A 25,020-nucleotide genomic window follows, 5' to 3' on the forward strand; every position below is an offset into this window, starting at 1 on the left:
GCTCACCTCCCGACCGCGGCGTCGCTCGCGCGGTAGATGCGGAGTCGTTTCTCGACGGGGTCGAACTGCTGTCTGCACGTCGGCGGGATGGTTTCGGTCATGCCGATGGTGAGGTAGCCGTCCGGGTTCAGCGCGGAGCCGAGCGTCTCGAAGACGGCGCGCTTCGACTCGGCGTTGATGTAGATGAACAGGTTCCGGCAGACGACGAGGTCGAACGTCCCCGGCGGCTCCTCGCGGATGAGGTCCCGCCGCTCGAAGCGGACCATGTCGGTGACGGCGTCTTTCACCCGGAAGGTGTCGTCGTCGCGGTCGACGAAGCGCTCCCAGCGGCCGATGGGGTCGAGCTGTTCGGCCACGTCGTTCGTCTCGGAGGCGCGGTACTCGCCGGCTCTGGCGGCGCGCAGAATCTCGCGTTTGATGTCCGTGCCGACGATTTCGATGCGGCGCTCGTCGACTCGGTCGTCGTCGTGGGCGAGCATCGCCAGCGAGTAGGCCTCGCGGCCGTCCGAGCAGGCCGCGCTCCATATCTTGATTGGGTCGTGGCGGCTCCCCCGCGAACTCAGGTCGCGGAGCACCTCCCGGAGCGCCTCCCACACCTCGGGGTTGCGGAAGAAGCTCGTCACGTTGACCGACAGCGCGTCGAGGAGCGCCTGCTGTTCTTCTTCGTCGTCGGTGAGGAGGTCGTGGTACGACCCGTAGTCGTCGACGCGTCGTCGCCGCATCCGGGCGGAGATTCGGCGGTCGAGGTAGGCGTCGTTGTACGAACTCGTCTGGAACTGCAGGGAGTCTTCGATGTAGTCCAAGAGCCGGTCGAACGCCGGGTCGTCGGTCGCCGACGACGGCATCAGTCGGCCGCCTCCTCGGCGGTGTCGGGGAGCTGGCTCGGGTCGAACTCGCGCATCGCCTGCTCGCCGTCGGCGGGAAGTTGAAGCGTCGACACGTCGAGAATCGGGATGACGTTCCCGTCGCCGATGACGGCCGTCCCCGACAGCCCGCCGACGCCCGACAGCGGCCCTTGGAGGGGCGTCACGACGACCTCCTCCTGTTTCGTCACGCCGTCGCAGTGGAGCGCGACCTGCCTGTCGTCGGGGCGGATGCGGACCACCATCCCGTCGTCGGGCTCGGGCGAGTCGATTTCCAGCGCCTCGCGGAGCCGAATCAGGGGGAAGATGGTCTCCTCGTGGACGATGACCTCCGCGCCGTTGACCGTCTGGACGCGGTCGCGGCGGCTAATCTCGTCGATGTACTTGATGGGGACGCCGAACTCGCGGTCTTCGACCTGGACGAAAAGCACCTTGATGATGGCGACCGACACCGGCAGCCGGATGTTGAACGTGCTCCCCTCGCCGGGGTCGCTCTCGACCGACACCGAGCCGTCGAGCGATTCGACGGTCGTCTTCACCACGTCCATGCCGACGCCGCGGCCGGACACGTCGGTGATTTCGTCGTTGGTCGAGAAGCCGGGATGGAAGATGTAGTCGTACACCTCGCTGTCGGGCATCTGGTCCAGTTCCTCGCGGGTCGCAACGCCCTTGTCGATTGCCTTCTCGCGGACGGCGTCGGCGTCGATGCCGCTCCCGTCGTCCTCGACGGTCACGATGACGGTGTCGTGTTGGCGGCGCGCGGAGAGCCGGATGGTCCCCGTGCGGGACTTGCCGTTCGCCTCGCGAACGTCGGGGGCTTCGATGCCGTGGTCGACGGCGTTCCGGAGGACGTGCATCAGCGGGTCGGAAATCTCGTCGAGGATGGTTCGGTCGAGTTCGATGTCCGCGCCCTCGACTTTGAACGAGACGCGCTTGTCCTGCTCGCGGGCGAGGTCGCGCACGAGTCGGGGGAACTTGTCGAACACCTTCTTCAGCGGGATGAGCCGCATGTCCATCACGGTGTTCTGGAGGTTCGACGAGATTTTGTCCAGTTCGTCGAGCGTGTCGAGCGCCGTCGTCTGACCCACGTCGATGGCGTTTCTGAGCTTGATTCGGCTCGTGACCAACTGCTCGACGAGTTCGTGGAGTTCGTCGAGTTGGTCGACGTCCACGCGGACGGACTTGACCGCCGAGATGGAGCGTGCCTCCTTTTTCTGCTCCGCGCCGTCGCCCTCGTCCGCGTCGTCCGCGTCGTCTTCGCCGTCGCCGTCGGTCGATTCGGCTCCGTCGGCGTCTCCCTCGGAGCCGTCGTCGCCCGCCTGTTCGTCGGTGGCCGCGTCCGCGCCGGTGTCGCCGGCAGCGTCAGCGTCGGCGTCGGCGCTCGGCTCGGTCTCGTCCGGCGCCGAGGCGTCTCTCTCGGCGTCCGCGTCGGAGTCGGCGGCCGGCGCGTCGCTTGCAGTCGCGGTCGCGTCCCCGGCGGCGAGCGCGTCGGATACGTCGGTCGTCTCGACCGCGGAAACCTTCCAGAGGCCGTCGAGTTCGCTCTCGACGACGGCGGCGTCGCGCTCCGCGACGAACAGGTCGAAGCCGTCGCCGTACTCGCCGTCTTCGATGGCGTCGCGGGGCGGGTTCGCTCCGACCACGTCGAGGTCCTCGGGAATGCTGCTGAGGAAGATGCCGGCGTCGACGCCCTTCATCTGGCCGGCGTCGAGTTCGACGTGGGCGTGGGTGAGTGTGGTCGCGTCCAACGCGTCCGCGTCGACGCAGTCGGCGGCGAGAGAGCCGAGGTCGACCGACTCGCGGTCGGCCTCGTCAGACGCCGCCGGATTCGAGTTTCCCGCGTCACCGCCGTCCTCGACGGCCGCGCGAATCTCCTCGACCGTGTCGCTCGGGTCGATGGTTGACTCGCCGTTCTCCTCGATGTCGTGGAGGATGTCCACGATGAGGTCCATCCCGTCGAAGACGAGGTCCATCCGCTCGGCCGTCACGTCGAGTCGCTCGTGGCGAATCTCGTCGAGGAGGTCCTCGACGGCGTGGGCGACGGTCGCGGCGTTGTCGAAGCCCATCGCGCCGAAGTTCCCCTTCAGCGTGTGGGCTTGCCGGAAGATGTCGTCGATGGCCTCGGTGTCGTCCGGGTTCGACTCCAGCGACAGAAGCGAGTTGTTCAACTGCGTGATGCTCTCTTCGCTCTCGGTGATGAATGCTTGGTAGAGTTCTTCGTCCATGGTCAGGTAGTGAGCCCGCTGAGTGCTTCGTCCGCGATTCGCCCGTCGGCCGCGACGGTGTCGACACAGCCGGCCTCGATGGCCCGCTTCGGCATTCCGAAGATTGCGGAGGTAGCTTCGTCTTGTGCGACCGTGTGGCCGCCCGCCCGCTCGATTCGGGTCATCCCCTCGACGCCGTCGCGGCCCATACCCGTGAGCAGGACGCCGGCCAGCGGCGCGTCGACCGCCTCCGCGGCCGACGCCATCGTGAGGTCGATAGCCGGTTTGACGCCGTGCAGCGGCTCGTCGTCGGAGAGTTCGAGCCGGAGGCGTCCCGCGCGGTCGCCGGTCACGAGGAGGTGCGAGCCGCCCGGTGCGATTCGAATCTGTCCGGGGCCGATTCGCTCGCCGTCTTCGGCCTCGCGGACCTCGTAGTCACAGCGGCCGTCGAGCCGCGCCGCGAAGCGCTTCGTGAAGCCGGCCGGCATGTGCTGGACGACCAGCACGCGGAGGCCGGCCTCCGCGGGGAGCGCCGCGAGCACTCGTTCGACGACGTTCGGCCCGCCCGTGGACGCGCCGATAATCAGCGTCGAGCCCTCGGTCGGGAGCGACTCGGTCGTCTCCGACGCCGCCGATGTCGACCCCGCGGTCGCCGGCGACTTCGACTCCGCTTTCGGTGGGCGAGAGCCCCGGCGCGTCGCCGAGAGGTCGACCGCCGCGGCGGACTGAATCTTCTCGACCAGTTCCCGTTTGACGCGGGGCATCTCGGAGGTGACTTCGCCGCCCGGTTTCGTCACGAAGTCGACCGCCCCCCGGTCGAGCGCTTCGAACGTCACGTCGGCGTCCTCCTCGGCGTGCGCCGAGAGCATGAGGACGGGCGTCGGACACTCCTCCATGATGGCCTCGACCGCGTCGAGGCCGTTCATCTCGGGCATCTCGATGTCCATCGTCACCACGTCCGGTCGGTTCTCCTCGACCACCGAAATCGCCTCGCGGCCGTCGGCCGCCTCGGCGACGACCTCGACGTCTGCGTCTTCGAGGAGCGTGCGAATCAGCGTCCGCATGAACCGCGAGTCGTCGACGACGACCGCTCGCGTCGGTCCCGCGCCGGCGGTCGAACTCATCGCCCCCACCCGTTGGTGCCGAGACGACGGTCCCGCTGAGTCGTCGAGTGGGTCCCCCGCCGAGGGCTCGGTGGCTTCGTTAGTGTGCCGTTTCGTTGACCGCTCATCTACCTCCGTGGTTCGGAAATCGGGTATATAAACACTCGGCGGGGATAATCACGGCTGATAATCGAGTACGTATCTTTATACGCTGAATCTCACCACTCTGAAGCAGACAGGTGGCGGCGGATGTCGCCGCCGGGGTTGACCATGCGACAAGATGCAATCACGACCGAGATGAGCGCGGACGAGACCGACGCGGAGGACTCCGCCGAAGAAGTACAGGTGCTGGAATTCCAACTCGGACCGGAGACGTACTGCGTCGACATCGAGTACGTGAGCGAAATCGTCGACAAGGGCCAGCTCACGGCGGTGCCGAACGCGCCGGACTACGTCGAGGGCGTGATGGACCTCCGCGGGCGGACCACGTCCATCATCAATCCGAAGTCGCTTCTCAGCATCGACGCCGGGGGCGAGTCGAAGCGCATCGTCATCTTCGACCCGAACAAGTTCGAAGACGAGGCGGCGACCGGCTGGCTCGTCGACGAGGTGTACCAGGTCGTGCGCGTCTCGATGGACGACGTGGAGGACCCGCCGCTGGAAAAAGACGACTCCATCGAGGGCGTCATCAAGCGCGACGGCGACCTCGTCGTCTGGATTTCGCCGGTGCACGCCATCGAGTAAGGCGGTTCGACGACCGGCCCCGCTTTCGTTTTCGAGACCCTAATCGGCGAGCGACTGCTCTCCCGCCGCGACGCCCCGACCGCCGGTGAGCAACACCACGACGAGCGCACAGCCCACGACGACGCCCGCGAGCCCGAACGCCGCGACGTAGCCGGCGGCGTCCGCGACGAGGCCGCCGAGCGCCGAGCCGACCCCGCCGCCGAGGCTCGAAAGCGCCGTGTACGCGCCGAGGGCCTCCCCGCGAATCCGGTCGGGCGCGAGCCGCGTCACCAGCCCCGTCGCGGTCACCGCGATGACCGCCCACGTGACGCCGATGACGAGGAACGTCGCGCCGAGCGTGACGAGCGCGGCGAACGCGGCCAACTGCGTGCCGACGACGGCGACCGCCGGGAAGGCGAGGCCGCGGGTCGCCAGCGCGCCGGCCTGGAGGCGACGGGGGTCGTGTCGCGCGGCGAACGCGCCGACCTTCGCGTAGCTCGCCGCCGACCCGAGACTCGACAGGACGAACAGGGCGAACACCTCGTCGGCGGTCCGCCCGGAGTCGACGAGGTACGCGGGCAACGGCCCGAAGAACACCGAGAAGCCGACGAAAAACAGCGTCGCGGCCGCGAGATACCGGAGGAGGTCGGGGCTCATCCGCGCTCGGAGGTCGTCGAGGTCGAGGCTCTGGAGCGCCCAGTAGAGCCGCGAGGGACCGTACGGGACCGCGCGGACGGAGCGCCCGACGAGGCCGCTTTGTCGACGGATACTGGCCGAGACGCGGGCGAACCGTCGCGTCGACACCGTCGAGCGCTCGGGGTACCAGACGCGGACGAGGACGGCCCCGAGGGCGGCGGCGACCGCGGCCGCGACGAGGAACCGCCGCTGGACCGACAGCGCGTCGAGGCCGAACAGCCGCGGGGCCAGCGCCGACCAGACCGCGCCGACGACGAGGCCGCCGAGCCAGCCGTAGCCCTGATAGTGGTTGAGGACGCCGAAGCGGCGGTCCCACTCCTTCGAGGGGACGCCCTCGACGACGATGAGGTTCAACACCGGTGCGGCCGCGGCGACGGCGAACCACAGGAGGGCGTTGGCGACGAGGACCGCGACCGGCGATGCGGCGACGGCGGTGAGAGCCAGCGCGCCCGCGGTCGCCGCGAGCGCGACGAGGATGAAGGGCCGTCGGCGCTTCGCGCGGGCGGCCAGTCTGCCCCAGAGTACCGCGCCCGGCGCGCCGGCGAAGGCGGCGGTCGCGGCGATGAGGCCGACGAACAGCGCGCTCGCCCCCAGTTCGATGGCGTACAGCGGGACGACGAGCGACGACGCGCCCACCGCGGCGTAGCCCAGCGCCCAGCCGAACAGCCATCGGTCGCGGTTCCCCGCCGCCGAAGCGCCGTGTCGGTCGGTCACACGTCACGAATGAAACCGGTGAAACAAAGTCGTTACTCCCCGAACGCGCGCGAAAAGCAGGACATATATAGTCTGAACAAAATCCTCGGACAACTATGCTCGGGAGCGAACCGCCACATACGGGGGGATGGTCGTGACGGACGACTCCTCTCCCTCCTCGTTCGTGCAGTACGGTATCGACGACAAACCGCCTCTTCCGACCGCTCTCCTTCTCGGCGCCCAACACTACCTCACCATGGTGGGCGCGAACATCGCCGTCCCCCTCATCCTCGCCGGAGCCCTCGGCATGCCCGCCGACGTGATTCCGCGGTTCGTCGGGACGTTCTTCGTCGTCTCCGGCATCGCGACGCTGATGCAGACGACGTTCGGGAACCGCTACCCCATCGTGCAGGGCGCGCCCTTCTCGATGCTCGCGCCGGCGCTCGCCGTCATCGGCGTGGCGACGGCGGCCGACCAGTCGGGCGTCGCGTGGCAGAGCGCGCTCTTGCAACTCCAGGGCGCGATTATCGTCGCGGCCGTGGTCGAGGTGTTCGTCGGCTACTTCGGCCTGCTCGGACGCGTCCGGAAGTTCATCTCGCCGGTCGTCATCGCGCCGACCATCGCGCTCATCGGACTGTCGCTTTTCAACGCCCCGCAGGTCGCGTCCGCCACGAACAACTGGTGGCTCCTCGGCCTGACGCTCGCGCTCATCGTCCTGTTCTCGCAGTATCTCGACACCGCGCACCCGGCGTTCAAGCTGTTCCCGGTGCTGCTCGGCGTCATCGTCTCGTACGTCGTCGCCGCCGGCCTCTCGGTCGCGGGCGTCATCGCGCCCGGCGCGGCGGGTTACGTGAACCTCCAGACGGTCATCGAGGCCCCGGCGCTCATGCCCATCTACCCGCTTCAGTGGGGCTTCGCGGGCGGCGCGGGGACGACGACCGTCTCGCTCCCCGTCGTGGGGTCGGTCGCCTTCGGCATCCCGCAGTTCACGACCTCCTTTATCATCGGGATGCTCGCCGGCGTCGCGGCCTCGATGGTCGAATCGTTCGGTGACTACCACGCCGTCGCCCGGCTCTCGGGCGTCGGCGCGCCCTCCGAGCGCCGCATCAATCACGGCATCGGCATGGAGGGTGCGATGAACGTCTTCTCGGCCGTCATGGGCGGCAGCGGCTCGACCTCCTACTCCGAGAACATCGGCGCAATCGGCCTGACGGGCGTGGCCTCCCGCTACGTCGTGCAGGTCGGGGCGGTCGTGATGCTCGTCATGGGCTTCGTCGGCTACTTCGGCCAGCTTATCGCGACGATTCCCGACCCCATCGTCGGCGGCCTCTACGTCGCCATGTTCGGCCAAATCGTCGCCGTCGGCCTCTCGAACCTGAAGTACGTCGACCTCGACTCCTCCCGGAACGTGTTCATCGTCGGCGTCGCCATGTTCGCCGGTCTCGCCGTCCCCGCCTACATGGGGAACGTCGGAAGCGCGGCGGCGTTCCGCGAGGGGATGCGACAGGTCGCGCTCGTCGGCCCCGTCCTCGGGACCCAACTCGTCGCCGACACCGTCTTCGTCATCGGTTCGACCGGCATGGCAGTCGGCGGCCTCATCGCCTTCTTCTTCGACAACACCATCGCGGGGACCCGCGCCGAACGCGGCCTCGAAGAGTGGGAAGACACCGTCGAAGACGACGACGATTTCGAGTCGGCGCTGGACCGCTTCCGCGGCGACGAGTCCGCGACGGCCGACTGACCCGGACGACGAGGATTTTTCGGCCTGCCTAAAAATCGACGCGTTTTTCTACTATTAGGTGTGCCTAAAACCATGGAATACAGCAGACGACGTCTCTTGCAGACGACGGGGCTCGCAGTCGCGACCGCGGGGCTCGCGGGCTGCAACGGCCAATCGAGCGATGAGACGACCACCGCCGCCGAGACCGATTCGGAGACGGAGACCGCGGCCGAAACGACCACCGAGGACGCCGAGTCGTCGGTGAGCATCGACGCCGCCGTCGCCGTCGCGGCCGAGTGGAACGCGATGCGCGCCCGCCTCTACGACACCGTCGCGCTGGCCGCCGCGGGGCGACTGGGCACCGCCGCCCGCGTCACCGGCGACGTGTTCGCCCGCTTCGAGCAGTCATCGGGCGAGTGGGGCGCACACGAGCAGTTGGAGGCGACGAACGAACAGAACTACGAGACGTTCGAATCGCACCTCGGCGGCGCGAGAGAGGCGTACGCCGCCGGCGACGCCGAGCGCGGGTCGGACCTCGCGGTGCAGGCGGCCGACAACCTGCTTGCGGCCCAGCGCGGCCGCGTCGACGCCGCCGTGGTCGACGCGCTGGAGGTCCTGCTGTTCGGCGCTCGCGCCCGCGACGCCGGTCTGCTCGCCGCGGCCGGCGAGGTCGACGCCGCGGCCGAACTGGCGAACGCGGTGTACGAGGACTTCGAGGACGCGCCCGCCCACTCGTCGCTGGAGTCCGCCTCGGGCGAACTGTACGAGACGTTCGAGGCGGCCGTCGAGGGCGCGGCCGACGCTGGCGACGCCGAGACCATCGCCGCCTCGGCCCGGACCGCCGCCGACGCGACGGTCGACGCGAGCTACGAACTCGCTCCCGAGGCGGTCGCGGGGGCGGGTCACCTCGCGCTCATGCAGGCGGTCGGCTTCGACGCCGAGGTGCTCGCCGGGCTCGGCGGTCCCGGCGACGAGTTCGCCCACGCGGCCGCGCTGTCGCTCTACCGCGCCCGCGCCGCCGACGTGCCACGACTGGTCGCCGCGGGCGAGGCCGACTTCGCCGCGACTGTCGCGAGCGACGTGTTCGCCCACTTCGAAGGCGCGCGAGCGCACGAGGCGTTAGAGGAGGCCGACCACGACGCCTACGAGGGCTTCGAGGGCGGGCTGGAATCGCTGACCGAGGCCGCCGAATCGGGCGACGGTGCGGCGGCCGAGGAGGCGGTGGCGACGGTCGACGAGAACCTGCTCGCGGGAATCTCGGCGCTCGTCGGCGGCGAGGCCGCGACGGTGCTCGAAGCGGCGTTCTTCCGCGCCCGCCTCGGCGACGCCCGCGAGCTGGTCGCCGTCGGCGAGACGGACCGCGCCGCCGCCATCGGTGAATCCCTCTTCGCCCGGTTCGAAGAGAACGAGGCGAACCTCCACGAGTCCGTCGAAGAGGAGTCCGAAGAGCTCTATCACCGCTTCGAAGAGGAGCATCTCGCCGGCCTCGTCGAGGACGCGGCCGCCGGCAACGCCGACGCCGCCGCGGCCCACGCCGAGGGCGCGATGGACGCGCTGTTCGAGTTCGAGGCGGCCGTCGGCGCGACCGCCGAAGTGTCGGCCGCGGAGGCCGCGTTCTTCGGTGCCCGCGGATTCGACGCCGCCGCGCTCGCGCAGGTCGGCGCGTCGGCCCGCGCCGGCTCGGTCGTCCAGTCCACCTTCGCCTTCTTCGAGAGCGGCGCGGGCGGCTATCACGAGACCTTGGAAGAGGCCGACCACGACCTCTACGAGTCGTTCGAGGGCGCGCTCGGGTCGGTCCGAACCGCGGCCGAGGAGGGCGGCGACGCCTACGGCGCGGCCAAGACCTACGGCCAGCGGGCTGTCGATTCGATGTACGCCGTCGTCGCCACCGCGGCCGCGGACGCCGGCCTCGGAGCCGCCGCCTCGGAGCGCATGACCGGCGTCTTCCAGACGTTCGAGGAGGCCCGCGTCCACGAGGCCTTAGAAGGGGGCGACCGCGACGCCTACGAGGGCTTCGAGGCGGCGCTGTCCGACTACGTCGACGCGTTAGCGGACGGAAGCGAAGTCGACGCCGCCGCAGAAGCGTACGCGACGGCGACCGCCCGCGCCCAGTTCGCCGTCGTCGGTGAAGTCGGCAAGGCCCCCGAGGCGGGCGGCTCCGAAGACGGCGGTTCCGCCGACGCGGCGCTGTCCGGCGGGCCGAACGTCGTCGAGGGCGTCCCCGAGGACGCCGACCACGTCGTAGAGATGTCCGCCGTCGCGTTCGAGCCGGCGGAACTGACGGTATCGGCCGGCGACACCGTCGCGTTCGAGCACGTCGGCGGCGAGGCCCACTCGGTCACGGCCTACGGCGACGAACTCCCCGAGGGAGCGGCGTACTGGGCCTCAGGCGGCTTCGAGTCCCAAGAAGCGGCCGAGACCGGCTGGAGCGAAGGGAAGGGCGCGGTCCAGTCTGGCCAGTCCTACGTCCACACCTTCGAGACGGCCGGCGAGCACGCGTACTACTGCGTGCCCCACGAGGCCGCGGGCATGACGGGTACCATCGTCGTCGAGGAGTAGAGTCAACTCCCGTCGCGCCCGGTCCGCCCGAGCGCGACGAGCACGAGGTAGCCGACGAACCCGGCGGCGAACAGCAGGACCGGAATCGCGAAGGGGCCGAACGTCTCGATGAGCCCGTCCACGGGACCGAGTTGGAGCATATCCGAGCCACGGCCGCATCGCGGTTAACGTTCCCGGCGAGAGTCGCCCCGGAGTGTCCACGGCGGGGTACTCCGGGCGCTCACTCGTCGTAGGCGCTGTCGTCTTCGTCCGCGTCCGCGTCCGCGACATCGCCGGCCACCACTTCGTCGGCCGCCTCTCGGCCGCGCGTCGGCTTCCGGACGCCGCCGTTCGGGAGCCCGGCCGCGGGCGACTGCCGGGTCGCCTCGGCGTCCGCCGAGTGGACGTGCACGTCCCGCTGGGGGAACGGGATGCCGATGCCCGCGTCGTTCAGGCGCTTGTATATCTCGCGGTTGAGGTTGTGCGTCGCCTTCCCGCGCTTGAGCGGACTGTTGACCCAGCAGACGAGTTCGTACTCCAGCGCGTCGGGGCCGAACCGGCGGAACCGCGGCCGGGGTCGGGGGCTGTCGAGGACCAGCGGCTCGTCGAGGGCGATGTCGGTCAGGAGTTCCTCGAACGCGTCCACGTCGGTACCGTAGGCGACGCCGACCGGGACTTTCAGCCGGCGGCGGCGGTTCGGCGCGGACTCGTTGATGATTTTGGCGGCGTTGAGCACCGAGTTCGGCACCGTCACGAGCAGTTCGTCGCGGGTGAGAAGCGTGGTCGAGCGGATGCCGACCTTGACGACCGTGCCGGCCTCGCCGGAGTCGAGGACGACGTAGTCACCGATTTTGTAGGTGTCGTCGAAGTACAGCGCGATGCCGCCGAAGAAGTTGGCGACGGTGTCCTTGGCGGCGAATCCGACGGCGATGCCGGCGATACCCGCGCCGGCGAAAAGCGGCGTGATTTCGATGCCCCAGATGTACAGGAGCGCGCCGATAGTGCCGACCGAGATGACGATGGTCCAGACGTTCGAGAAGACGGGCGCGAAGTCGTAGCGACTGCCCTTGTCCTTGACCGCGTCGACGAGGCGGTTGACGAGGCGGTTGAGCGCCCACGCCCAGACGACGATGCCGACCGACAGCGACGGTAGGCCGAAGAAGTCGTTGAGCGTCGCCGCGTCGACGACGAACGCCTCCGCGACCGCCGGGGCTCTGGAAAACAGGAAGACGCCCGTCAGCGAGACGGTGACGACGATGGGCCACCGAAGCTCTTGGACGACGATGTTGTCGAGGGAGGTCTCGGTTCGGCTGGTGTATCGAAACAGGAGGCGGATGACCACCGTCTCCATGACGAACGCGCCGCCGACCGAGATGAGTAAGACGAGGGCCGTCACCTCAAGCGCCGACAGACCCGAGAGGAACGACGAGAGGTGTTGGCTCATGCCGCGAAAGTCGCGGCCACCGGAGATAACGATTGCTCCGCTGACGGTCGCGGCGGCCGAAAGGTTTTGTTCGCCGCGGGAGCGAGGGCACACCAGATGTACCGATTCGGTCACTGGGGCGTCTCGCTCCTCGTGTTCGCTCCGCTCGGCTTCGCGCTCGTGCAGGCCGGCCGCCCCGAACTCGCCTTCGTCGCCGGCGCGGCGATGTGCTGGCTGGCGATGCTCCCCGACTACGACATGCGCGTCCCCGGCATCTCCCACCGCGGGCCGACCCACACCGTCCTCTTCGCCGCCCTCGTCGGCGGCGTCGGCGGCGGCGGGGCGTACCTCCTCGCCAGCAACGCGGGCCAACCCGAGGCTGCGGCGACGACCCTCGGCGCGTTCGGCTTCGCCGTGGGCGCGCTCACCATCCTCGCGCACCTCGCGGCCGACGTGCTGACGCCCGCCGGCATCCGCCCCCTGTGGCCGCTTTCGTCCCGGAAGTTCACGCTCTCGCTGTGGACCGCGGACAACACCGTCGCCAACTACGGCCTGTTCGCCGTCGGCGTGTTCGCCGTGGCCGCGGCGGCGTACCTCTCGGTCGCGCTCTGAACGCCCTGAAACTCGGAGTCGAACACCCCGGACTCGGGACGGCGAGCGCCCCTCGGATATGAGGAATCGTTAAGGTCTGTCCGGGAGACCGGAGACGCATGGACGACGACGCCATGCGCCGCTTTCCGGTGCCCGACCGCGACGACCTCCCGGACGACCTGCGCGAGCGCATCGACGACGAGACCGAGCGCGCCGGCTTCACGCCGAACGTCTTCGCCGCGTTCGCGTACAAACCCTCGCACTTCCGACCCTTCTTCGAGTACCACGACGCGCTCGTCGAGGACACCGACCTCGAACGCCACGAGGTGGAGATGATTATCGTGGCCGTCTCCGGCGTCAACCACTGTTACTACTGCAACGTCGCCCACGGAGCGCTGGTCCGCATCTACGCGAAAGACCCGCTGCTCGCGGACCAACTGGTCGCCAACTACCGCACCGCCGACATCCCCGAGAAACACAAGACGATGCTCGACGTGGCGGTCAAACTCACCGAGTCGCCCGTCGAGGTCGGCGGAGACGACCTCCAGCGACTCCGCGACGCCGACTTCTCCGAGGAGGCGATATGGGACATCGGCGCGGTTACCGCCTTCTTCAACCTCAGCAACCGCATGGCGATGTTCGCGGATATGCGGCCGAACGAGGAGTTTCACAGCCTCGGCCGAGAGCCGCGCGACGACTGACTCGAAGGTGAGTAAACGAGTACCACGGTCATTGATAGCAATCGGCGGAATCCTTATGCCGCCAACCGATGAGTTTCGACACGCAATGGCGAAAGGTAAGGTTGCGTTCTTCAAGTCCTCCGGCGGCTACGGCTTCATCGAGACCGACGACCACGACGACGACGTGTTCTTCCACATGGAGGACATCGAGGGTCCCGACCTCGAAGAGGGTCAGGAAGTGGAGTTCGACATCGAGGAGGCCGACAAAGGCCCGCGGGCGACGAACGTCACGCGGCTCTGAGTCCGACGCGTTCCGACCGACGGCGACTCGACAGCGAAGCAGAGTTCCGCATTTTCAGGCCGCTAGCCGCGGCGCTCGCGGGTCGTGGCCGTCGGCCGTGGAGGTCGGCCGTCGCCCGCCTCAGAGCGTCCCCGCCCGGCCCATCCGCCGAATCTCGTCGGCCCGCGCCCGGATAGCTTCCCACTCCTCGTCGTCCTTGCGGTCGACGTGAGAGTACATGAGTCCCATCCGACCCGTCCCGCGGAGGCGTGCTTCGTTCTCCTTCAGGAAGTCCCAGTAGAGCGCGTTGAACGGGCAGGCGTTCTCGCCGGTCGTCTTCGACACCGCGTAGGGACACGACGAGCAGTAGTCGGACATCTCGTTCACGTAGTTGCCCGACGAGGCGTAGGGCTTCGACGAGAGCACGTCGGTGGCGAACGACCCCATGGCGACCACGTTCGGCGTCGTCACCCAGTGGAACGCGTCGACGAAGCCGAGATGGAACCAGCGGTCGAGTTCCGCCGGGTCGACGCCGTAGACCAGCGCGAAGTTCGAAAGCACCATCAGGCGCTCGATGTGGTGGGCGTAGCCGCGGTCGCGGACGTGGCCCACGGCCTCGGACAGACAGTTCATGTCGGTCTCGCCGGTCCAGTACGCCTCCGGGAGCGGTTCGGTCTGGTCGAGTTGGTTCGCTTCGGCCAACTCGGGCATCGACCGCCGGTAGACGTGCCGCACGAACTCCCGCCAGCCGAGGACCTGCCGCACGAACCCCTCGGCGCTGTTGAGCGGGGCGTCGCCCCGTTCGTAGGCTTCTTCGACGGCCTCGACCGCCTCGCGCGGGTGCAGCAGGCCGAGGTTGATGGCCGCCGACAGAAGCGAGTGACAGAGCGACCACTCGCCGTCGACCATCGCGTCCTGATACGGGCCGAACTCGGGGAGGCGGACCTCGACGAAGTGCGACAGCGCCTGTCTCGCCGCCTCGCGCGTCACCGGCCAGACGAACGGTTCGGGTGACCCCCACGCGTCGGGGTAGCGCTCGCAGACGAACTCGATGACCTCGCGCGTCGTCTCGTCCGGGTCGAACCGCGGCGCTTCGGGCGGCGTCCACCCCTCCGGCGGCGTCTCGCGGTTCTGGTCGTCGTAGTTCCACTCGCCGCCGACGGGGTCGTCGCCGTCCATCAGGACGCCCGTCTGCCGGCGGGCGTGTCGGTACCAGTGTTCCTGTCGGTAGCTGTCGGTGTCGCCGGCCCAGTCGTCGAAGTCGGCGGGCGTCGTGAGAAACAGGTCGTTCTCGACGAGCGTGAGCGACCCGCCGCGGGCGGCGACGAGTTCCCGAAGCCGCTCGCCCGCGCCGTGGCTCGGGGGGTCCATCACGACGAGGTCGTCGCCGGGCGCGGCGTCGAAGTAGCGGTCGAGCCCTTCACCGAACGTCTCGGTTTGGAGGTACGTCACCTCGTAGCCGCGCTCGCGGAGGTCGTCGCGGAAGTGCCGCATCGCCGCAAAGACGAGCGCGAGCTTCTGGGGGTGGTACGGCAGTCGGTCGCCGAAGGCGTGCGCCTCGATCATCAGCACGCGGTCGTCGGACTGGAGCGGCGCGGCCGACGGGTCGAGTTGGTCGCCGAGGACCCAGACGGTCATAGGCGTCCCTTCGGCGGCGGAGAAAAGAGCGTGTCGGCCAGCCGAGGGGTCAGCGACGCGACCCCGGCTGGGGGTCGACGTGCGCGGGTGCGAGCAGGTCGTCTATCGGCTGGCCGTCGAGCCACGACAGCAGGCGAACGAGCTGGTCGGTCGCGGCCTCGAACAGCTCTTCGCCGGCCTCGGGCGACGCGTCGGTCTGGTCACCGAAGACGCCGTTTCCGGAGTTCTCGATGGCGTCGTAGAACGTCCGCGCGCCGTGTTCTCGGAGGTGGTCGTCGCCCAGGTCGACGACGCCGCCGTCGCGGGCCGAGTCGAGTTCGCCCTCGCGGACGAGGTCGCGGGCGATGTGCATAATCATCGAGGTCTCCTTCGGCCCGCCGTGGGGACCGGGGTGGTCGAACAGGTCGGTGACGAGGTCCGGAATCGACTCGTCCCACATCCACTCGATGGCGTACATGGTGCCGTCGTCGCGGAGGCGGCGACCGACCTCCCGGAGGTGCTGGACGTTGCCGCCGTGGGCGTTGACGAACACGACCCGGTCGATGCCGTGGTACGCGAGGTTGCGCGTCAGCGACTCCACGTAGTCGCGGAACTGCGGCGGGTCGACCCACATCGTCCCGTGGAACTGGCGGTGGTGGGGACTGACGCCGACGTTGACGGTCGGGGTACAGAGGTAGCCGGTCCGGTCGGCCGCCTCGCGGGCCAACGCCTCCGCGATGAGGTGGTCGGTGGCGAGCGGGAGGTGCGGGCCGTGCTGTTCCGTCGAGCCGAGGGGGACGACCGCGAGCGACGATTCGGCCACGTAGTCTCCGAGTTCGGGCCACGTCTGGTCCGCGATGTACATGGGCGTCACCAAGCGACGACGCCTAAAGAAAGGTGCCAAAGGGGAAATGGACTCCCGGAGCGCGCCGACTCAGTCCTGCTCTCGGGACCGCAGTTCGATGCGGCGAATCTTCCCCGAGGAGGTCTTCGGTAGCTCCGCGACGAACTCGATTTCGCGCGGGTACTTGTACGGGGCCGTCTGCGCTTTCATGAATGACTGGAGTTCGTCCACGAGGTCGTCGGAGCCCTCGTAGCCGTCGGTGAGGACGACGAACGCCTTGACGATGCTGCCGCGTTCCTCGTGGGGGCTGGCGACCGCGGCGGCCTCCGCGACCGCCTCGTGGGAGACGAGCGCGTCTTCGACCTCGAAGGGGCCGATGCGGTAGCCCGCCGAGATGATGATGTCGTCGGCGCGGCCCTCGAAGAAGAAGTAGCCGTCCTCGTCGCGGGAGGCGAGGTCGCCGGTGCGGTAGTAGTCGCCGGAGAACGTCTTCTCGTCGAGGTTCGGCTTCTCGTAGTAGCCGTCGAAGATGCCGGGGCAGCCGACCGGGACGGCGATTTCACCGATTTCGTCGACGCCGACTTCCTCCTCGTTTTCGTCGATGATGGTCGTGCCGAGGCCGGGCGTCGGCTTGCCCATGCTGCCGGGTTTCACGTCGATGCCGGGGTAGTTCGTCAGGAGCGCGACCGTCTCGGTCTGGCCGTAGCCGTCCCGCGGGGTGACGCCGAACGCCTCGCGGAACGCCTCGATGGGTTCGCGGTTGAGCGGTTCGCCCGCCGACAGCGCCTCTTTCAGCCGCAGGTCGTACGAGCCGAGGTCGCGCTGGGCGAACATCCGGTACTGGGTCGGGACGGCGCAGAGGCGGGTGACGCCCTCCTCTTCCATGATGTCGAGGAACGCGTCCGGTTCGAAGTCGCCGCGGTAGACGAACTGGGTCGCGCCGGTCGTCAGACCGACGCCGACGGGGCTCCAGAACCACTTGGCCCAGCCGGTGCCGGTCGTCGCCCAGAGCAGTTCGTCGGAGAGGTCGTCGTCGGCCGTGACGCCCCACCAGTAGGGGGCGTTGACGAGTTCGAAACACCGCATCCAGCGGTGGCGGTGGCGGACCGGCTTGGGCTGGCCGGTCGTCCCCGACGTGTAGTTGATGGACATCGGGTCTTCGGCCCGGAGGGCGGGGCCGTCGTGTTCGGTGGATGCGTCGGCGACGAGGTCCGAAAACGAGGTCCAGCCGTCGGCGTCGCCGCCGAGGACGACGAAGTTCGAAAGCGGCGTCTCGTCGCGCACCTCGTCGACCATGCCGACGAGCGACTCGTGGACGACGGCCGTCGTCGCCTTACAGTCGTTCGCGCGGAACGCGATGTCCTTGGGCTTGAGCATCGACGAACTCGGGACGAGCAGCGCGCCGCGTTTGAGCGCGCCGAGTTGGACGGCGAACACGTCGGGGTCGCGGGGGAGGAGGTGGATGAGCCGGTCGCCCTTCCCGACGCCCATGGATTCGAGCGCGTTGGCGAAGCGGTTCATGTCGTCGCGGAGGTCGCCGTAAGTCCGCTCCTCGCGGCCGCCGTCGGCGTCGCGGAACCGGAGGGCGACGCGGTCGCCGAAGGCGTCGGCGTGCGACTCGATGACTGCGGGGATGTTGTAGTGCTCGGGGATGTCCCACTCGAACGATTCCGACTCGGCCGCGTAGTCGACTGCCATGGCTCGACAGACAGAACAGACCATAATAATTGTTCGTCCGGTTCCCGCGTGAGAGGCGCGCAGTCAGGCCATCGGCGAGCCCTCTCGCGGGCCTTCGTCGGGCGCGCTCACGCTCTCGTCGCCGTCGTCGGCGGACTCCCCGCGGAGCGCCAGCGCGAACGCGCCGAGCCCGACGAGCAGGACGACGAATTCGAGAACGCCCCCGAGCGGGACGAAGTCGAGGACGGCCAGCACGAACAGGCCGGCGAACAGCGCGACCCAGCGGTTGTCGTAGTCCGCGAGCGACAGGAGCCACGTCCCGAGGACGAGCGCGCCGTAGACGCCCGCGACCCAGAGGACGAGCAGGAAGCCGACCCCGCCGGCCAGCGAGAGCGGGATGCCCACGATGGTCAGGAGCAGGAGCAGCAGGACGATGGGCACCGCCACGATGGCGAGCAGGCCGACGCCGCCGCTCCGCACGGCCTTCTTGGTCCCGAGGCCCGTCACGCGGCGGGCGAAGCCGGGGGCGACGAGGACGATAATCGCGCCGACGACGAAGTTGGCGAGGAGCCAGTAGCCCGAGACCACCCAGCCGGGGATGACCGGGCCTTCGAACTGGCCGAACTGGAACGGCGTCCCGGCGACGACGGGCGCGGCGACCGCGAGGTCGTCCACCTGCCGCACGCCGCCGTCGACGACGGCCGCGGCGTCGACGGTCGCGGTCGCCGCGTCGTATTCGAGCGAGCCGCCGACCCGAGCGGTCGGGCCGACAGTGAGTTCTTCCGCACCGACGCGGACGTTCCCGTCGACCGCGCCGTCGAGTCGGACGGTGCCGCCGGCGGCGTCTACCGACCCGCCGATGTCGGCGGTGTCGCGGACGAACACCGCGCCGCCCGCGAGGCTCACGTCGCCGCCGACGGTGCCTTCGAGGGTCGCGGAGCCCGCGACCGCGTCGAGGTTCCCGTCGACGGTTCCGGTCTCAGTCAGGAGGACGGTCCCTGCCGTCGCGGACACGTCGCCGGTTACCGTCCCGGCGACGACGACCGTGCCGCCGACCGCGTCGAGGTCGCCGTCGACGGTCTCGCCCTCGTCGACGACGACGGCCCCGCCGGCGGACGGTCCCTGTTGTGCGGCCGCGACGCCCGCGAGCGACCCCACCACGAGGAGGCTCACGAGGAGCGCGACCAGTTGTTTCGTTGTGAACATCGGAATCACCGAGGCTACGCCTCGGGTTACTGATACGACTCCGGAGAGCATAAACCGAGAGAGACGGTTTCAAACCCCGGGAAACGCCGTTTTCTGATGACTGTCTCGGCCCGAGGACCGGCCGGGTAGTTGCGCGGGCCCTGCCCGGACGGTCGGCCGGTCCCCCGCCACGGCTACCGCTTGGTCCATCTTTTTGCCGACTCGCGGGGATGTCCGCACATGGAGTACACGACGCTCGGAGACACCGGCATGGAGGTCTCCCGCATCTGTCTCGGCTGTATGAGCTTCGGCACGCCGGAGTGGCGCGAGTGGGTGTTAGACGAGGAGGCGGGGCTCGAACTGGTCGACCGCGCCATCGAACTCGGTATCAACTTCTTCGACACCGCCAACATGTACTCGAACGGCGAGTCCGAGCGCGTCCTCGGGAAGGCGCTGGAGGGCCGCCGCGACGAGGCGGTCGTCGCCTCGAAGGTGTACTTCCAGATGGACGACGACGACCCGAACTCCGGCGGTCTCTCGCGGAAGGCCATCGAACAGGAGCTCGACAACTCGCTCGACCGCCTCGGGATGGACGCGCTCGACCTGCTCCAGATTCACCGCTACGATTACGACACCCCCATCGAGACGACGATGCGCGCGCTCGACGACGCGGTTCGGCGCGGCAAGACGCGCTACGTCGGCGCGTCGTCGATGTGGGCCCACCAGTTCGCGGAGGCGCAGTACACCGCCGACTCGCTCGGACTGGACCGCTTCGCCACGATGCAGAATCACTACAACCTGCTGTACCGCGAGGAGGAACGCGAGATGCTCCCCCTCTGCGAGAAGCAGGGCGTCGGCGTCATGCCGTGGTCGCCGCTCGCCCGCGGCTACCTCACCCGCCCCCACGAGGAGTTCGAGGCGACGACCCGCGGCCGGACCGACGAACACGCCAAGGGCCACCCGTACTTCGAGGGCGGCGGCCGCGAGGTGAACGAGCGCGTCGAGGAACTCGCCGACGAGAAGGGCGTCAAGATGGCGCAACTGGCCCTCTCGTGGGTGCTCCACAAGGACTGGGTTGACGCGCCCATCGTCGGCACGAGCAGTATCGAACATCTCGAAGACGCGGTGGAGGCCCTCGACATCACGCTCTCGGACTCCGACATCGACTACCTCGAAGAGCCCTACCAGCCGGTCCGCGTCTCCGGCCACGACTAAGCCCAAGGGAAACAGCCTTCAGCGCCCGCAGTGAGGGACGACCGTGTACGGGACCCTCGCACGACTCGCCCGCGACGAGCCGGAGACGGCGATTCTCGGCGTCGAGTCGCTGCTCGCGGCCGGCGTCCTCCTCGGCGTCGCGCTGACGCTCGTCTCGTCGCTCGCGCCGACGCTCCCGCTCGCCCACGTCGGGTTCACGCTCGCGGCGGCCGCCACGCTCCTTCTCACGGCCGTCTCGCTTGTGGCCGCGTCGCGGCGAATCGCCCTCCTGCTCACCGGCCGCGGCGGCCTGCGAATCGAGACGTTCTGGCGGCTGCTCGAACTGATGCTCGCGTTCCTCGTCGCCGGTATCGTCGCCTTCGCGGTCCAACTCGGTGAGTTCGCGCCGACCGTCCCCGACCCGCGGGGCGGCGGCGTCTTCGTCGGGCTGTTCCTGGCGTTCGTCCTCGCGGGCGTCGGCCTCGCCGTCGTCGTCTGTCTCCGCGGAATGTGGCTCGTCGTGAACGCCGAACTTCAGTCGGCGCTCGACGGCGTCTGAGCCGCGCCGATGCCGTCGAGTCGCTTCACCGCCCGGAGCGCGACGACGGCGATAGCGACCTCTGCGAAGCCGACGACGAGAAACGACGGGAGGTAGCCGACCACGTCGGCGACGACGCCCCCGATGAGGAAGCCGGCGAGGAAGCCGAGGCTGCCGAAGACGTTGAAGCCGCCGAGGGCCGCCCCGCGCTCGCCCGACTCGGCGAGGTCGGTCACGAGCGCCATCGTCGCGGGCGCGACGAGCGCGCCGAAGACGCCGACGACGACCATGAGAGCGGCCGCGAGTTCGAAGACCGGGGCGACGCCGACGGCGACGATTGACACGCCGTAGAGCATCGACCCCGCGACGACGGGGACGAACCGACCGACGCGGTCGGACAGCGAGCCGAGGGGGTACTGCAAGAGCGCGAAGGGGACGAAAAAGAGCGCGAGCACCCCGCCGGCGACGGCGGCGTTCACGCCGAACGCCTCGCGGAAGTAGTACACCCCGACGAGGGCGAAGAAGCCGGCGGTCATGCGGTCGATGAAGCCGAAGGCGTACGGGACCGCGAACGCCGGGCGCGCGGCCAGTTTCTTGAGGACGACGCCGACGCCGACGCGGGTCGAATCGGGCGTCCTGTCGGTGACGGTCGTGACGAGCAGCGCGACGGCGGTGAGCGACGCGGCCGACGCGTACAGCGGCGCGAGGGGGTCGATGGTCGTGAGTTGGCCGCCGACGACCGAGCCGAGCGCCGCGCCGAGGCCGATGGCGATGCCCGCCGCGCCCATGTTCCGGCCGTTGCCCCCCGAGAGGTCCGCGAGCATCGTAATCGACAGCGAGAACGCGCCGATGGTCATCGCGCCGCCGAGGAGGCGGACGATGAGGACCGCGCCGAACGTGGCGTCGAGCCACGGGAGCGTGGCGAGCGCGAGGAGCGCGACGTAGCTGGCCGCGCCGCCGAGCGCGCCCGCGACGATGAGCCACGTCCGCCGGCCGAGCGCGTCCGAGAGCGCGCCCCAGACGCTCGAGAAGGCGACGAACGAGGCGAACTCGGCGACGAGAAACAGCATCCCGGCCGAGAGGTCGTACTCCCCTTGCCCGCCGCCGAGGGCGGTCACGAGGTCGGAGACGCCGGGATAGAGGAGCACCTGCGAGACGAGGACGCCCCAGACGGCGAGCGCGAGTGTCGCGCGTTCGCGGCGCGTCGAGTCCATACGGGGTCGGTCGGCCCGGACGGAAATAGCCCTGTCCTTGTTCGATTCGATTGCCGTTACCCGAGGCGGACGGGGTCGAATTCGAGGAAGGCCGTCTCGTACCCCTCGTGGCGGGCGACCTGCGGCGGCACGTCCACCGCGAGGTCCGCGGTCGCGTCGTCGCCGGCGAGCCCCGGAACCGACGCGCCGTAGTGGAAGCCGAGGTCGGCGTCGAGGCCGGGTTCGAGGCGGCCGTCGAAGCGGGTCGACCCGCCGGATTCGACGGTCGCGGTGAGGCCCAGCCGCGGGACGAGAAGGCGGTTGTAGGGCGTCAGCGGGAAGACGGCGAGGTACGGGTCGTCGCCGAAGCGGTCGGCGTCGAGGGCGGTACCGACGAGTCGGAGGCTCCCAGTCGTCGCGCCCCCCAGCGCCGTCCCCGGAAGCGTCTCGGGGCCGCGGCCGAGCGGAAGCCCGTCCATCTCCATCGGCCTGACCGCGCCGGGGTCGCCCTGCTGGTCGTCGAGCATCGTGTACGGGATGTCGTCGCGGTCGCCGGCGCTGTACTCGAAGTCGAGCGTCGCGCTCGCGGGGGAGTCGAACCGGCCGACGAGGTCACCGAAGAGGCGCAGCGAGGGCGCGCCCACGTCCACCGTCACCTCGTAGGTGCCGTCGCCGTCGAGACCGAAGTTCGAGCCGTAGTGAAAGCCCATCCGCTGGGAGAGCATCGCGTAGACGACCTCCTCGCTCACGAGGTCGCCGTCGCGGGCGATTTCGAGAGAGAGGCCCGTGTCGGGGACGACGACGCCCGTCTCGGGGTCCCAGACGGTCGCCATGAGATGCACGTCGTCGCCGGCCTCGACCGACATCTTCGACGTGCCGAAGCCGTCGCCCTCGTCGGCCATCACCCAAAAGCGGTGGGGGTAGCTGTAAAAGACGCCCACGCGGAGGTCGCCGGCGTCCGCGCTCCCGACCATGCGCATCCCCTCGGTGTGGGTCGGGACGTACACCTCGTCCGGGCGGTTCGAGACGACCGGCGGCTCGTTCGACGTGTAGAGCCGACCGAGTTCGGCGAGACAGCCGGAGAGACCCGTGGCCGCGACGGCTCCGCTCGCCGCGAGGAACCGACGCCGACTCGTCATGCCTCCCGGAGCGCGGTGAGGTCGTCGATGAGCGACTGTTCGTCCGGCTGGTTACCGCGGTAGGTCCGCTCGACGTAGCCGTCGCCGTTGACCAGCGAGATGAGCCCGAGGTGGGTGAACATGTAGTTGCCCTCGTCGTCCGGCTCGTTTTTCTCGAAGAAGACGCCGAACTGGTCTTCGACGACCGACTTCGCCTCGGCCTCGTCGGCGGGCCGGAGGAACTGCCAGTTGCCCGCGTCCATGTCGACGTTCATCTGGTCGGCCTCCGCGCGGAAGGCGTCGGCGTCGTCGCGGGCGGGGTCGAACGTGATGGGGTAGAACGACACCTCGTCGGCGTAGCCCTCGCTGACCGAGTGAATCTGGACCTCGCGGAGCGCGCTGATGAGCACCGGACAGACGGTCATGCAGTTGGTGAAAAAGTACGTGTGGAAGTGCGGCACGTCGATGTCGCGCACCGACACCTCGCTCCCCGCGATGGGGTCGGTGAGCGTCACGTCGGGGACCTGCTGGCCCCACGCCGGATACGGGAGGTCCTCGCTAGACACGTCGTTCTCGCGGTCCGGCTTCGACAGCGACACGTTCGGGTTGGCGTCGCCCCCGCCGAGACAGCCCGCAAGCCCGACGGCCGCGCCCGCCCCGGCGGCGCGGAGATACGTTCGTCGTTTCATTACCCTCGCTAGCGCCCCGGCACTCAAATGCCGTTTGGTGTGCGTTTCGAACGGTAGCGCGCGTGTTCTCGTCCCGCACGCCGGAGGCGAAATCTTCGACGCACACACCAGAACGGACTTCCCCGCGAGGTCCCTAGCCGGGCGTATGTTCGACGGGTCTCCGTCCCGCCGGGAGTTCCTGAAGGCCGCGGTCGCCGCCGGCGGCGCGGCGGCGCTCTCCGCCTGCCTCGACAGGGCACCGGACGACCCCGTTCCGGCGGGGACCGACGCGTTCGAGGCGCTCCCGAGCCGGCAGCACGCGTGGAACGAGTTCTGTCGGGGAGACGACCACGGCAACGTCGAGATGCCCCGCCATCAGGTGCTCCTCTATCTCGACCTCGACGGCGAGGGACCGCCCGACGAGGCCGCCCGCGCGACCGTCGAGAACGCCTTCCGCGCCCTCGACCGCGCCTACGAGCGGAGCCACGAGGGCGTCATCTGGTCGGTCGCCTACTCGCCGCGGTACTTCGACCGCTTCGACGACCCGCTTCCCGACAGCGTGGACCTGCCCGAACCGCGGGCGCTGTCGCCGTTCGAGACGCCCGACTTCGACCGGCAGGACGCGCTCGTCCACCTCGCGTCCGACCGCGCCGACGCGGTTCTCGAAGCCGAACAAGCCCTCCTCGGCGAGGCGGACGAGGCCAACGGCGTCGCCGTCGACGCCGACCTCTCGGGCGTCTTTTCGGTCGCGTCCCGGCGGACGGGCTTCGTCGGGGCCGGACTCCCCGCCGAGCACCAGTCCGACCTGAACGGCATCCCCGACGGGAACCCCGTCCCCGAGGCGTCGCCGCTGTTCATGGGGTTCAAAGCGGGATTCGCAGGGAATCAGGCCACAGAAGAGTACGTCACCATCGACGAGGGGCCGTTCGCGGGCGCGACCACGAAGCACGTGGCGAACATCCGCCAGCGCCTCTCGGACTGGTACGACGAGGAAGACCGCTACCACCGGGTCATGAAGCTGTTTTCGCCCGCGCACGCCGAACAGAATCTCGTCGACGGCGTCGGCGACAACCTCGGCGACGACAGCGGTATCGACGCGATGCTCGACCGCCTCCGCGACGACGCCTTCGAGTTCGGCCACGTCGGCCACGCCCAGAAGGCCGCCCGCGCCAACCGCGACGAGGAGGGCAACGTCAGACTCCTCCGCAGACACTTCGAGTCGGCCGACGACGGCGTGGCGAGCCTGCACTTCCCGTCGCTCCAGCGCGGTATCTCGGCGTTCGAGGAGGTCCGCGAGGCGATGAACGGCACCGACCTGACCGACGTGCCGACCGTCCGCCAGCGCGTCAACAACGGGATTTTAGAGTACATCTTCGTCAAGCGCCGCGGCAACTTCCTCGTGCCGCCGCGGGAGATCCGCGCGTTGCCGACGCCGACCGGCGAGGTGCCGGGACTAGCCGACTGAATCGAGC

General features: G+C 69.2%; 22 protein-coding genes. 9 read left to right on the forward strand and 13 right to left on the reverse strand.

What is annotated here, in order from left to right; translation table 11 throughout:
* Window positions 1-2: 2 nt before the first annotated feature.
* Genes E4P24_RS06415 through E4P24_RS06425 form a run of 3 tightly spaced genes read right to left on the reverse strand, consistent with a single transcriptional unit; the run spans window position 3 to window position 4,191 of the window.
* On the reverse strand, window positions 3-845 hold the full coding sequence (locus E4P24_RS06415; RefSeq protein WP_004063727.1) for a protein-glutamate O-methyltransferase CheR: 843 nt from the start codon (window positions 843-845) through the stop codon (window positions 3-5).
* Window positions 845-3,088: a chemotaxis protein CheA gene (locus tag E4P24_RS06420; RefSeq protein ID WP_115802460.1), complete on the reverse strand. Its 2,244-nt coding sequence runs from the start codon at window positions 3,086-3,088 to the stop codon at window positions 845-847. The genes E4P24_RS06415 and E4P24_RS06420 overlap by 1 nt, the downstream gene beginning before the upstream one ends.
* 2 nt (window positions 3,089-3,090) lie before the next feature.
* Window positions 3,091-4,191 (reverse strand): chemotaxis response regulator protein-glutamate methylesterase, encoded by a 1,101-nt coding sequence (locus E4P24_RS06425; protein WP_049896092.1) that lies wholly within the window; start codon window positions 4,189-4,191, stop codon window positions 3,091-3,093.
* 249 nt (window positions 4,192-4,440) lie between these two features.
* On the opposite strand from E4P24_RS06425, the gene E4P24_RS06430 reads away from it, so the two are divergent.
* Complete coding sequence (locus tag E4P24_RS06430; protein WP_006600388.1) at window positions 4,441-4,914, forward strand: chemotaxis protein CheW; 474 nt, start codon at window positions 4,441-4,443, stop codon at window positions 4,912-4,914.
* Between the two features lie 39 nt (window positions 4,915-4,953).
* On the opposite strand, the gene E4P24_RS06435 is transcribed toward E4P24_RS06430, so the two are convergent.
* Window positions 4,954-6,303, reverse strand: coding sequence for an MFS transporter (locus E4P24_RS06435; protein WP_115860055.1), 1,350 nt, complete (start codon window positions 6,301-6,303; stop codon window positions 4,954-4,956).
* Window positions 6,304-6,430: 127 nt separating this feature from the next.
* Between E4P24_RS06435 and E4P24_RS06440 the strand changes: the two genes are divergently transcribed.
* On the forward strand, window positions 6,431-8,023 hold the full coding sequence (locus E4P24_RS06440; RefSeq protein ID WP_188148253.1) for a uracil-xanthine permease family protein: 1,593 nt from the start codon (window positions 6,431-6,433) through the stop codon (window positions 8,021-8,023).
* A 72-nt stretch (window positions 8,024-8,095) separates the two neighbouring features.
* On the forward strand, window positions 8,096-10,561 hold the full coding sequence (locus E4P24_RS06445) for a DUF5059 domain-containing protein (RefSeq protein WP_188148254.1): 2,466 nt from the start codon (window positions 8,096-8,098) through the stop codon (window positions 10,559-10,561).
* 2 nt (window positions 10,562-10,563) lie between these two features.
* Here E4P24_RS06445 and E4P24_RS06450 read toward each other — a convergent pair whose 3' ends face one another.
* On the reverse strand, window positions 10,564-10,701 hold the full coding sequence (locus tag E4P24_RS06450; protein WP_004043713.1) for a hypothetical protein: 138 nt from the start codon (window positions 10,699-10,701) through the stop codon (window positions 10,564-10,566).
* A gap of 80 nt (window positions 10,702-10,781) precedes the next feature.
* Window positions 10,782-11,984, reverse strand: a complete 1,203-nt coding sequence (locus E4P24_RS06455; protein WP_188148255.1) for a mechanosensitive ion channel family protein — start codon at window positions 11,982-11,984, stop codon at window positions 10,782-10,784.
* 96 nt (window positions 11,985-12,080) lie between these two features.
* Here E4P24_RS06455 and E4P24_RS06460 point away from each other — a divergent pair, with 96 nt between their 5' ends.
* The 3 genes from E4P24_RS06460 (at window position 12,081) to E4P24_RS06470 (ending at window position 13,535) form a co-directional block, all read left to right on the forward strand.
* Window positions 12,081-12,575 carry a metal-dependent hydrolase gene (locus E4P24_RS06460; RefSeq protein WP_004063715.1) on the forward strand — a complete coding sequence of 165 codons (495 nt, stop codon included), beginning with the start codon at window positions 12,081-12,083 and terminating at the stop codon, window positions 12,573-12,575.
* Window positions 12,576-12,673: 98 nt separating this feature from the next.
* Complete coding sequence (locus tag E4P24_RS06465; RefSeq protein ID WP_188148256.1) at window positions 12,674-13,255, forward strand: peroxidase-related enzyme; 582 nt, start codon at window positions 12,674-12,676, stop codon at window positions 13,253-13,255.
* An 85-nt stretch (window positions 13,256-13,340) separates the two neighbouring features.
* Complete coding sequence (locus E4P24_RS06470; RefSeq protein ID WP_004043709.1) at window positions 13,341-13,535, forward strand: cold-shock protein; 195 nt, start codon at window positions 13,341-13,343, stop codon at window positions 13,533-13,535.
* 120 nt (window positions 13,536-13,655) lie between these two features.
* On the opposite strand, the gene E4P24_RS06475 is transcribed toward E4P24_RS06470, so the two are convergent.
* The 4 genes from E4P24_RS06475 to E4P24_RS06490 form a co-directional block, all read right to left on the reverse strand.
* Complete coding sequence (locus tag E4P24_RS06475; protein WP_188148257.1) at window positions 13,656-15,152, reverse strand: cryptochrome/photolyase family protein; 1,497 nt, start codon at window positions 15,150-15,152, stop codon at window positions 13,656-13,658.
* A gap of 49 nt (window positions 15,153-15,201) precedes the next feature.
* Window positions 15,202-15,996, reverse strand: a complete 795-nt coding sequence (locus tag E4P24_RS06480; RefSeq protein ID WP_115860046.1) for a creatininase family protein — start codon at window positions 15,994-15,996, stop codon at window positions 15,202-15,204.
* 69 nt (window positions 15,997-16,065) lie between these two features.
* Window positions 16,066-17,673 (reverse strand): acyl-CoA synthetase, encoded by a 1,608-nt coding sequence (locus E4P24_RS06485; RefSeq protein ID WP_188148258.1) that lies wholly within the window; start codon window positions 17,671-17,673, stop codon window positions 16,066-16,068.
* Between the two features lie 63 nt (window positions 17,674-17,736).
* Window positions 17,737-18,858: a polymer-forming cytoskeletal protein gene (locus tag E4P24_RS06490; RefSeq protein WP_188148259.1), complete on the reverse strand. Its 1,122-nt coding sequence runs from the start codon at window positions 18,856-18,858 to the stop codon at window positions 17,737-17,739.
* A gap of 219 nt (window positions 18,859-19,077) precedes the next feature.
* Between E4P24_RS06490 and E4P24_RS06495 the strand changes: the two genes are divergently transcribed.
* A complete protein-coding gene (locus E4P24_RS06495; protein ID WP_008610958.1) occupies window positions 19,078-20,052 on the forward strand; it encodes an aldo/keto reductase in 975 nt (324 codons plus the stop codon).
* 43 nt (window positions 20,053-20,095) lie between these two features.
* Window positions 20,096-20,590, forward strand: coding sequence for a hypothetical protein (locus tag E4P24_RS06500; protein ID WP_004063699.1), 495 nt, complete (start codon window positions 20,096-20,098; stop codon window positions 20,588-20,590).
* Here E4P24_RS06500 and E4P24_RS06505 read toward each other — a convergent pair.
* Genes E4P24_RS06505 through E4P24_RS06515 form a run of 3 tightly spaced genes read right to left on the reverse strand, consistent with a single transcriptional unit; the run spans window position 20,566 to window position 23,569 of the window.
* Window positions 20,566-21,783 carry an MFS transporter gene (locus E4P24_RS06505; RefSeq protein ID WP_004063698.1) on the reverse strand — a complete coding sequence of 406 codons (1,218 nt, stop codon included), beginning with the start codon at window positions 21,781-21,783 and terminating at the stop codon, window positions 20,566-20,568. The two genes, E4P24_RS06500 and E4P24_RS06505, sit on opposite strands and share 25 nt — an antisense overlap.
* A 56-nt stretch (window positions 21,784-21,839) precedes the next feature.
* On the reverse strand, window positions 21,840-22,901 hold the full coding sequence (locus E4P24_RS06510; protein WP_188148260.1) for an iron transporter: 1,062 nt from the start codon (window positions 22,899-22,901) through the stop codon (window positions 21,840-21,842).
* Entirely contained in the window at window positions 22,898-23,569 is a 672-nt protein-coding gene (locus tag E4P24_RS06515; RefSeq protein ID WP_004063694.1) for an SCO family protein, read from the reverse strand. Before E4P24_RS06515 ends, E4P24_RS06510 begins: the two co-directional genes overlap by 4 nt.
* A 145-nt stretch (window positions 23,570-23,714) precedes the next feature.
* Between E4P24_RS06515 and E4P24_RS06520 the strand changes: the two genes are divergently transcribed.
* The gene (locus tag E4P24_RS06520) at window positions 23,715-25,013 is read left to right on the forward strand and encodes a twin-arginine translocation signal domain-containing protein (protein WP_188148261.1); all 1,299 of its coding nucleotides are present in this window, start codon (window positions 23,715-23,717) and stop codon (window positions 25,011-25,013) included.
* Window positions 25,014-25,020: the final 7 nt, after the last annotated feature.

It is taken from the genome of Haloferax sp. AS1, assembly GCF_014530665.1.
GTDB classification, from domain to species: Archaea; Halobacteriota; Halobacteria; order Halobacteriales; family Haloferacaceae; genus Haloferax; species Haloferax volcanii.

Excerpts from the sequence above, each read along its gene's own strand:
- E4P24_RS06450 (WP_004043713.1), bottom strand. The coding sequence starts at position 10,701 with ATGCTCCAACTCGGTCCCGTGGACGGGCTCATCGAGACGTTCGGCCCC.
- E4P24_RS06440 (WP_188148253.1), top strand. The coding sequence starts at position 6,431 with ATGGTCGTGACGGACGACTCCTCTCCCTCCTCGTTCGTGCAGTACGGT.
- E4P24_RS06430 (WP_006600388.1), top strand. The coding sequence starts at position 4,441 with ATGCGACAAGATGCAATCACGACCGAGATGAGCGCGGACGAGACCGAC.
- E4P24_RS06465 (WP_188148256.1), top strand. The coding sequence starts at position 12,674 with ATGGACGACGACGCCATGCGCCGCTTTCCGGTGCCCGACCGCGACGAC.
- E4P24_RS06415 (WP_004063727.1), bottom strand. The coding sequence starts at position 845 with ATGCCGTCGTCGGCGACCGACGACCCGGCGTTCGACCGGCTCTTGGAC.
- E4P24_RS06520 (WP_188148261.1), top strand. The coding sequence starts at position 23,715 with ATGTTCGACGGGTCTCCGTCCCGCCGGGAGTTCCTGAAGGCCGCGGTC.
- E4P24_RS06455 (WP_188148255.1), bottom strand. The coding sequence starts at position 11,984 with ATGAGCCAACACCTCTCGTCGTTCCTCTCGGGTCTGTCGGCGCTTGAG.
- E4P24_RS06445 (WP_188148254.1), top strand. The coding sequence starts at position 8,096 with ATGGAATACAGCAGACGACGTCTCTTGCAGACGACGGGGCTCGCAGTC.
- E4P24_RS06505 (WP_004063698.1), bottom strand. The coding sequence starts at position 21,783 with ATGGACTCGACGCGCCGCGAACGCGCGACACTCGCGCTCGCCGTCTGG.
- E4P24_RS06510 (WP_188148260.1), bottom strand. The coding sequence starts at position 22,901 with ATGACGAGTCGGCGTCGGTTCCTCGCGGCGAGCGGAGCCGTCGCGGCC.
- E4P24_RS06460 (WP_004063715.1), top strand. The coding sequence starts at position 12,081 with ATGTACCGATTCGGTCACTGGGGCGTCTCGCTCCTCGTGTTCGCTCCG.
- E4P24_RS06495 (WP_008610958.1), top strand. The coding sequence starts at position 19,078 with ATGGAGTACACGACGCTCGGAGACACCGGCATGGAGGTCTCCCGCATC.
- E4P24_RS06475 (WP_188148257.1), bottom strand. The coding sequence starts at position 15,152 with ATGACCGTCTGGGTCCTCGGCGACCAACTCGACCCGTCGGCCGCGCCG.
- E4P24_RS06490 (WP_188148259.1), bottom strand. The coding sequence starts at position 18,858 with ATGTTCACAACGAAACAACTGGTCGCGCTCCTCGTGAGCCTCCTCGTG.
- E4P24_RS06425 (WP_049896092.1), bottom strand. The coding sequence starts at position 4,191 with ATGAGTTCGACCGCCGGCGCGGGACCGACGCGAGCGGTCGTCGTCGAC.
- E4P24_RS06480 (WP_115860046.1), bottom strand. The coding sequence starts at position 15,996 with ATGTACATCGCGGACCAGACGTGGCCCGAACTCGGAGACTACGTGGCC.
- E4P24_RS06515 (WP_004063694.1), bottom strand. The coding sequence starts at position 23,569 with ATGAAACGACGAACGTATCTCCGCGCCGCCGGGGCGGGCGCGGCCGTC.
- E4P24_RS06485 (WP_188148258.1), bottom strand. The coding sequence starts at position 17,673 with ATGGCAGTCGACTACGCGGCCGAGTCGGAATCGTTCGAGTGGGACATC.
- E4P24_RS06420 (WP_115802460.1), bottom strand. The coding sequence starts at position 3,088 with ATGGACGAAGAACTCTACCAAGCATTCATCACCGAGAGCGAAGAGAGC.
- E4P24_RS06470 (WP_004043709.1), top strand. The coding sequence starts at position 13,341 with ATGGCGAAAGGTAAGGTTGCGTTCTTCAAGTCCTCCGGCGGCTACGGC.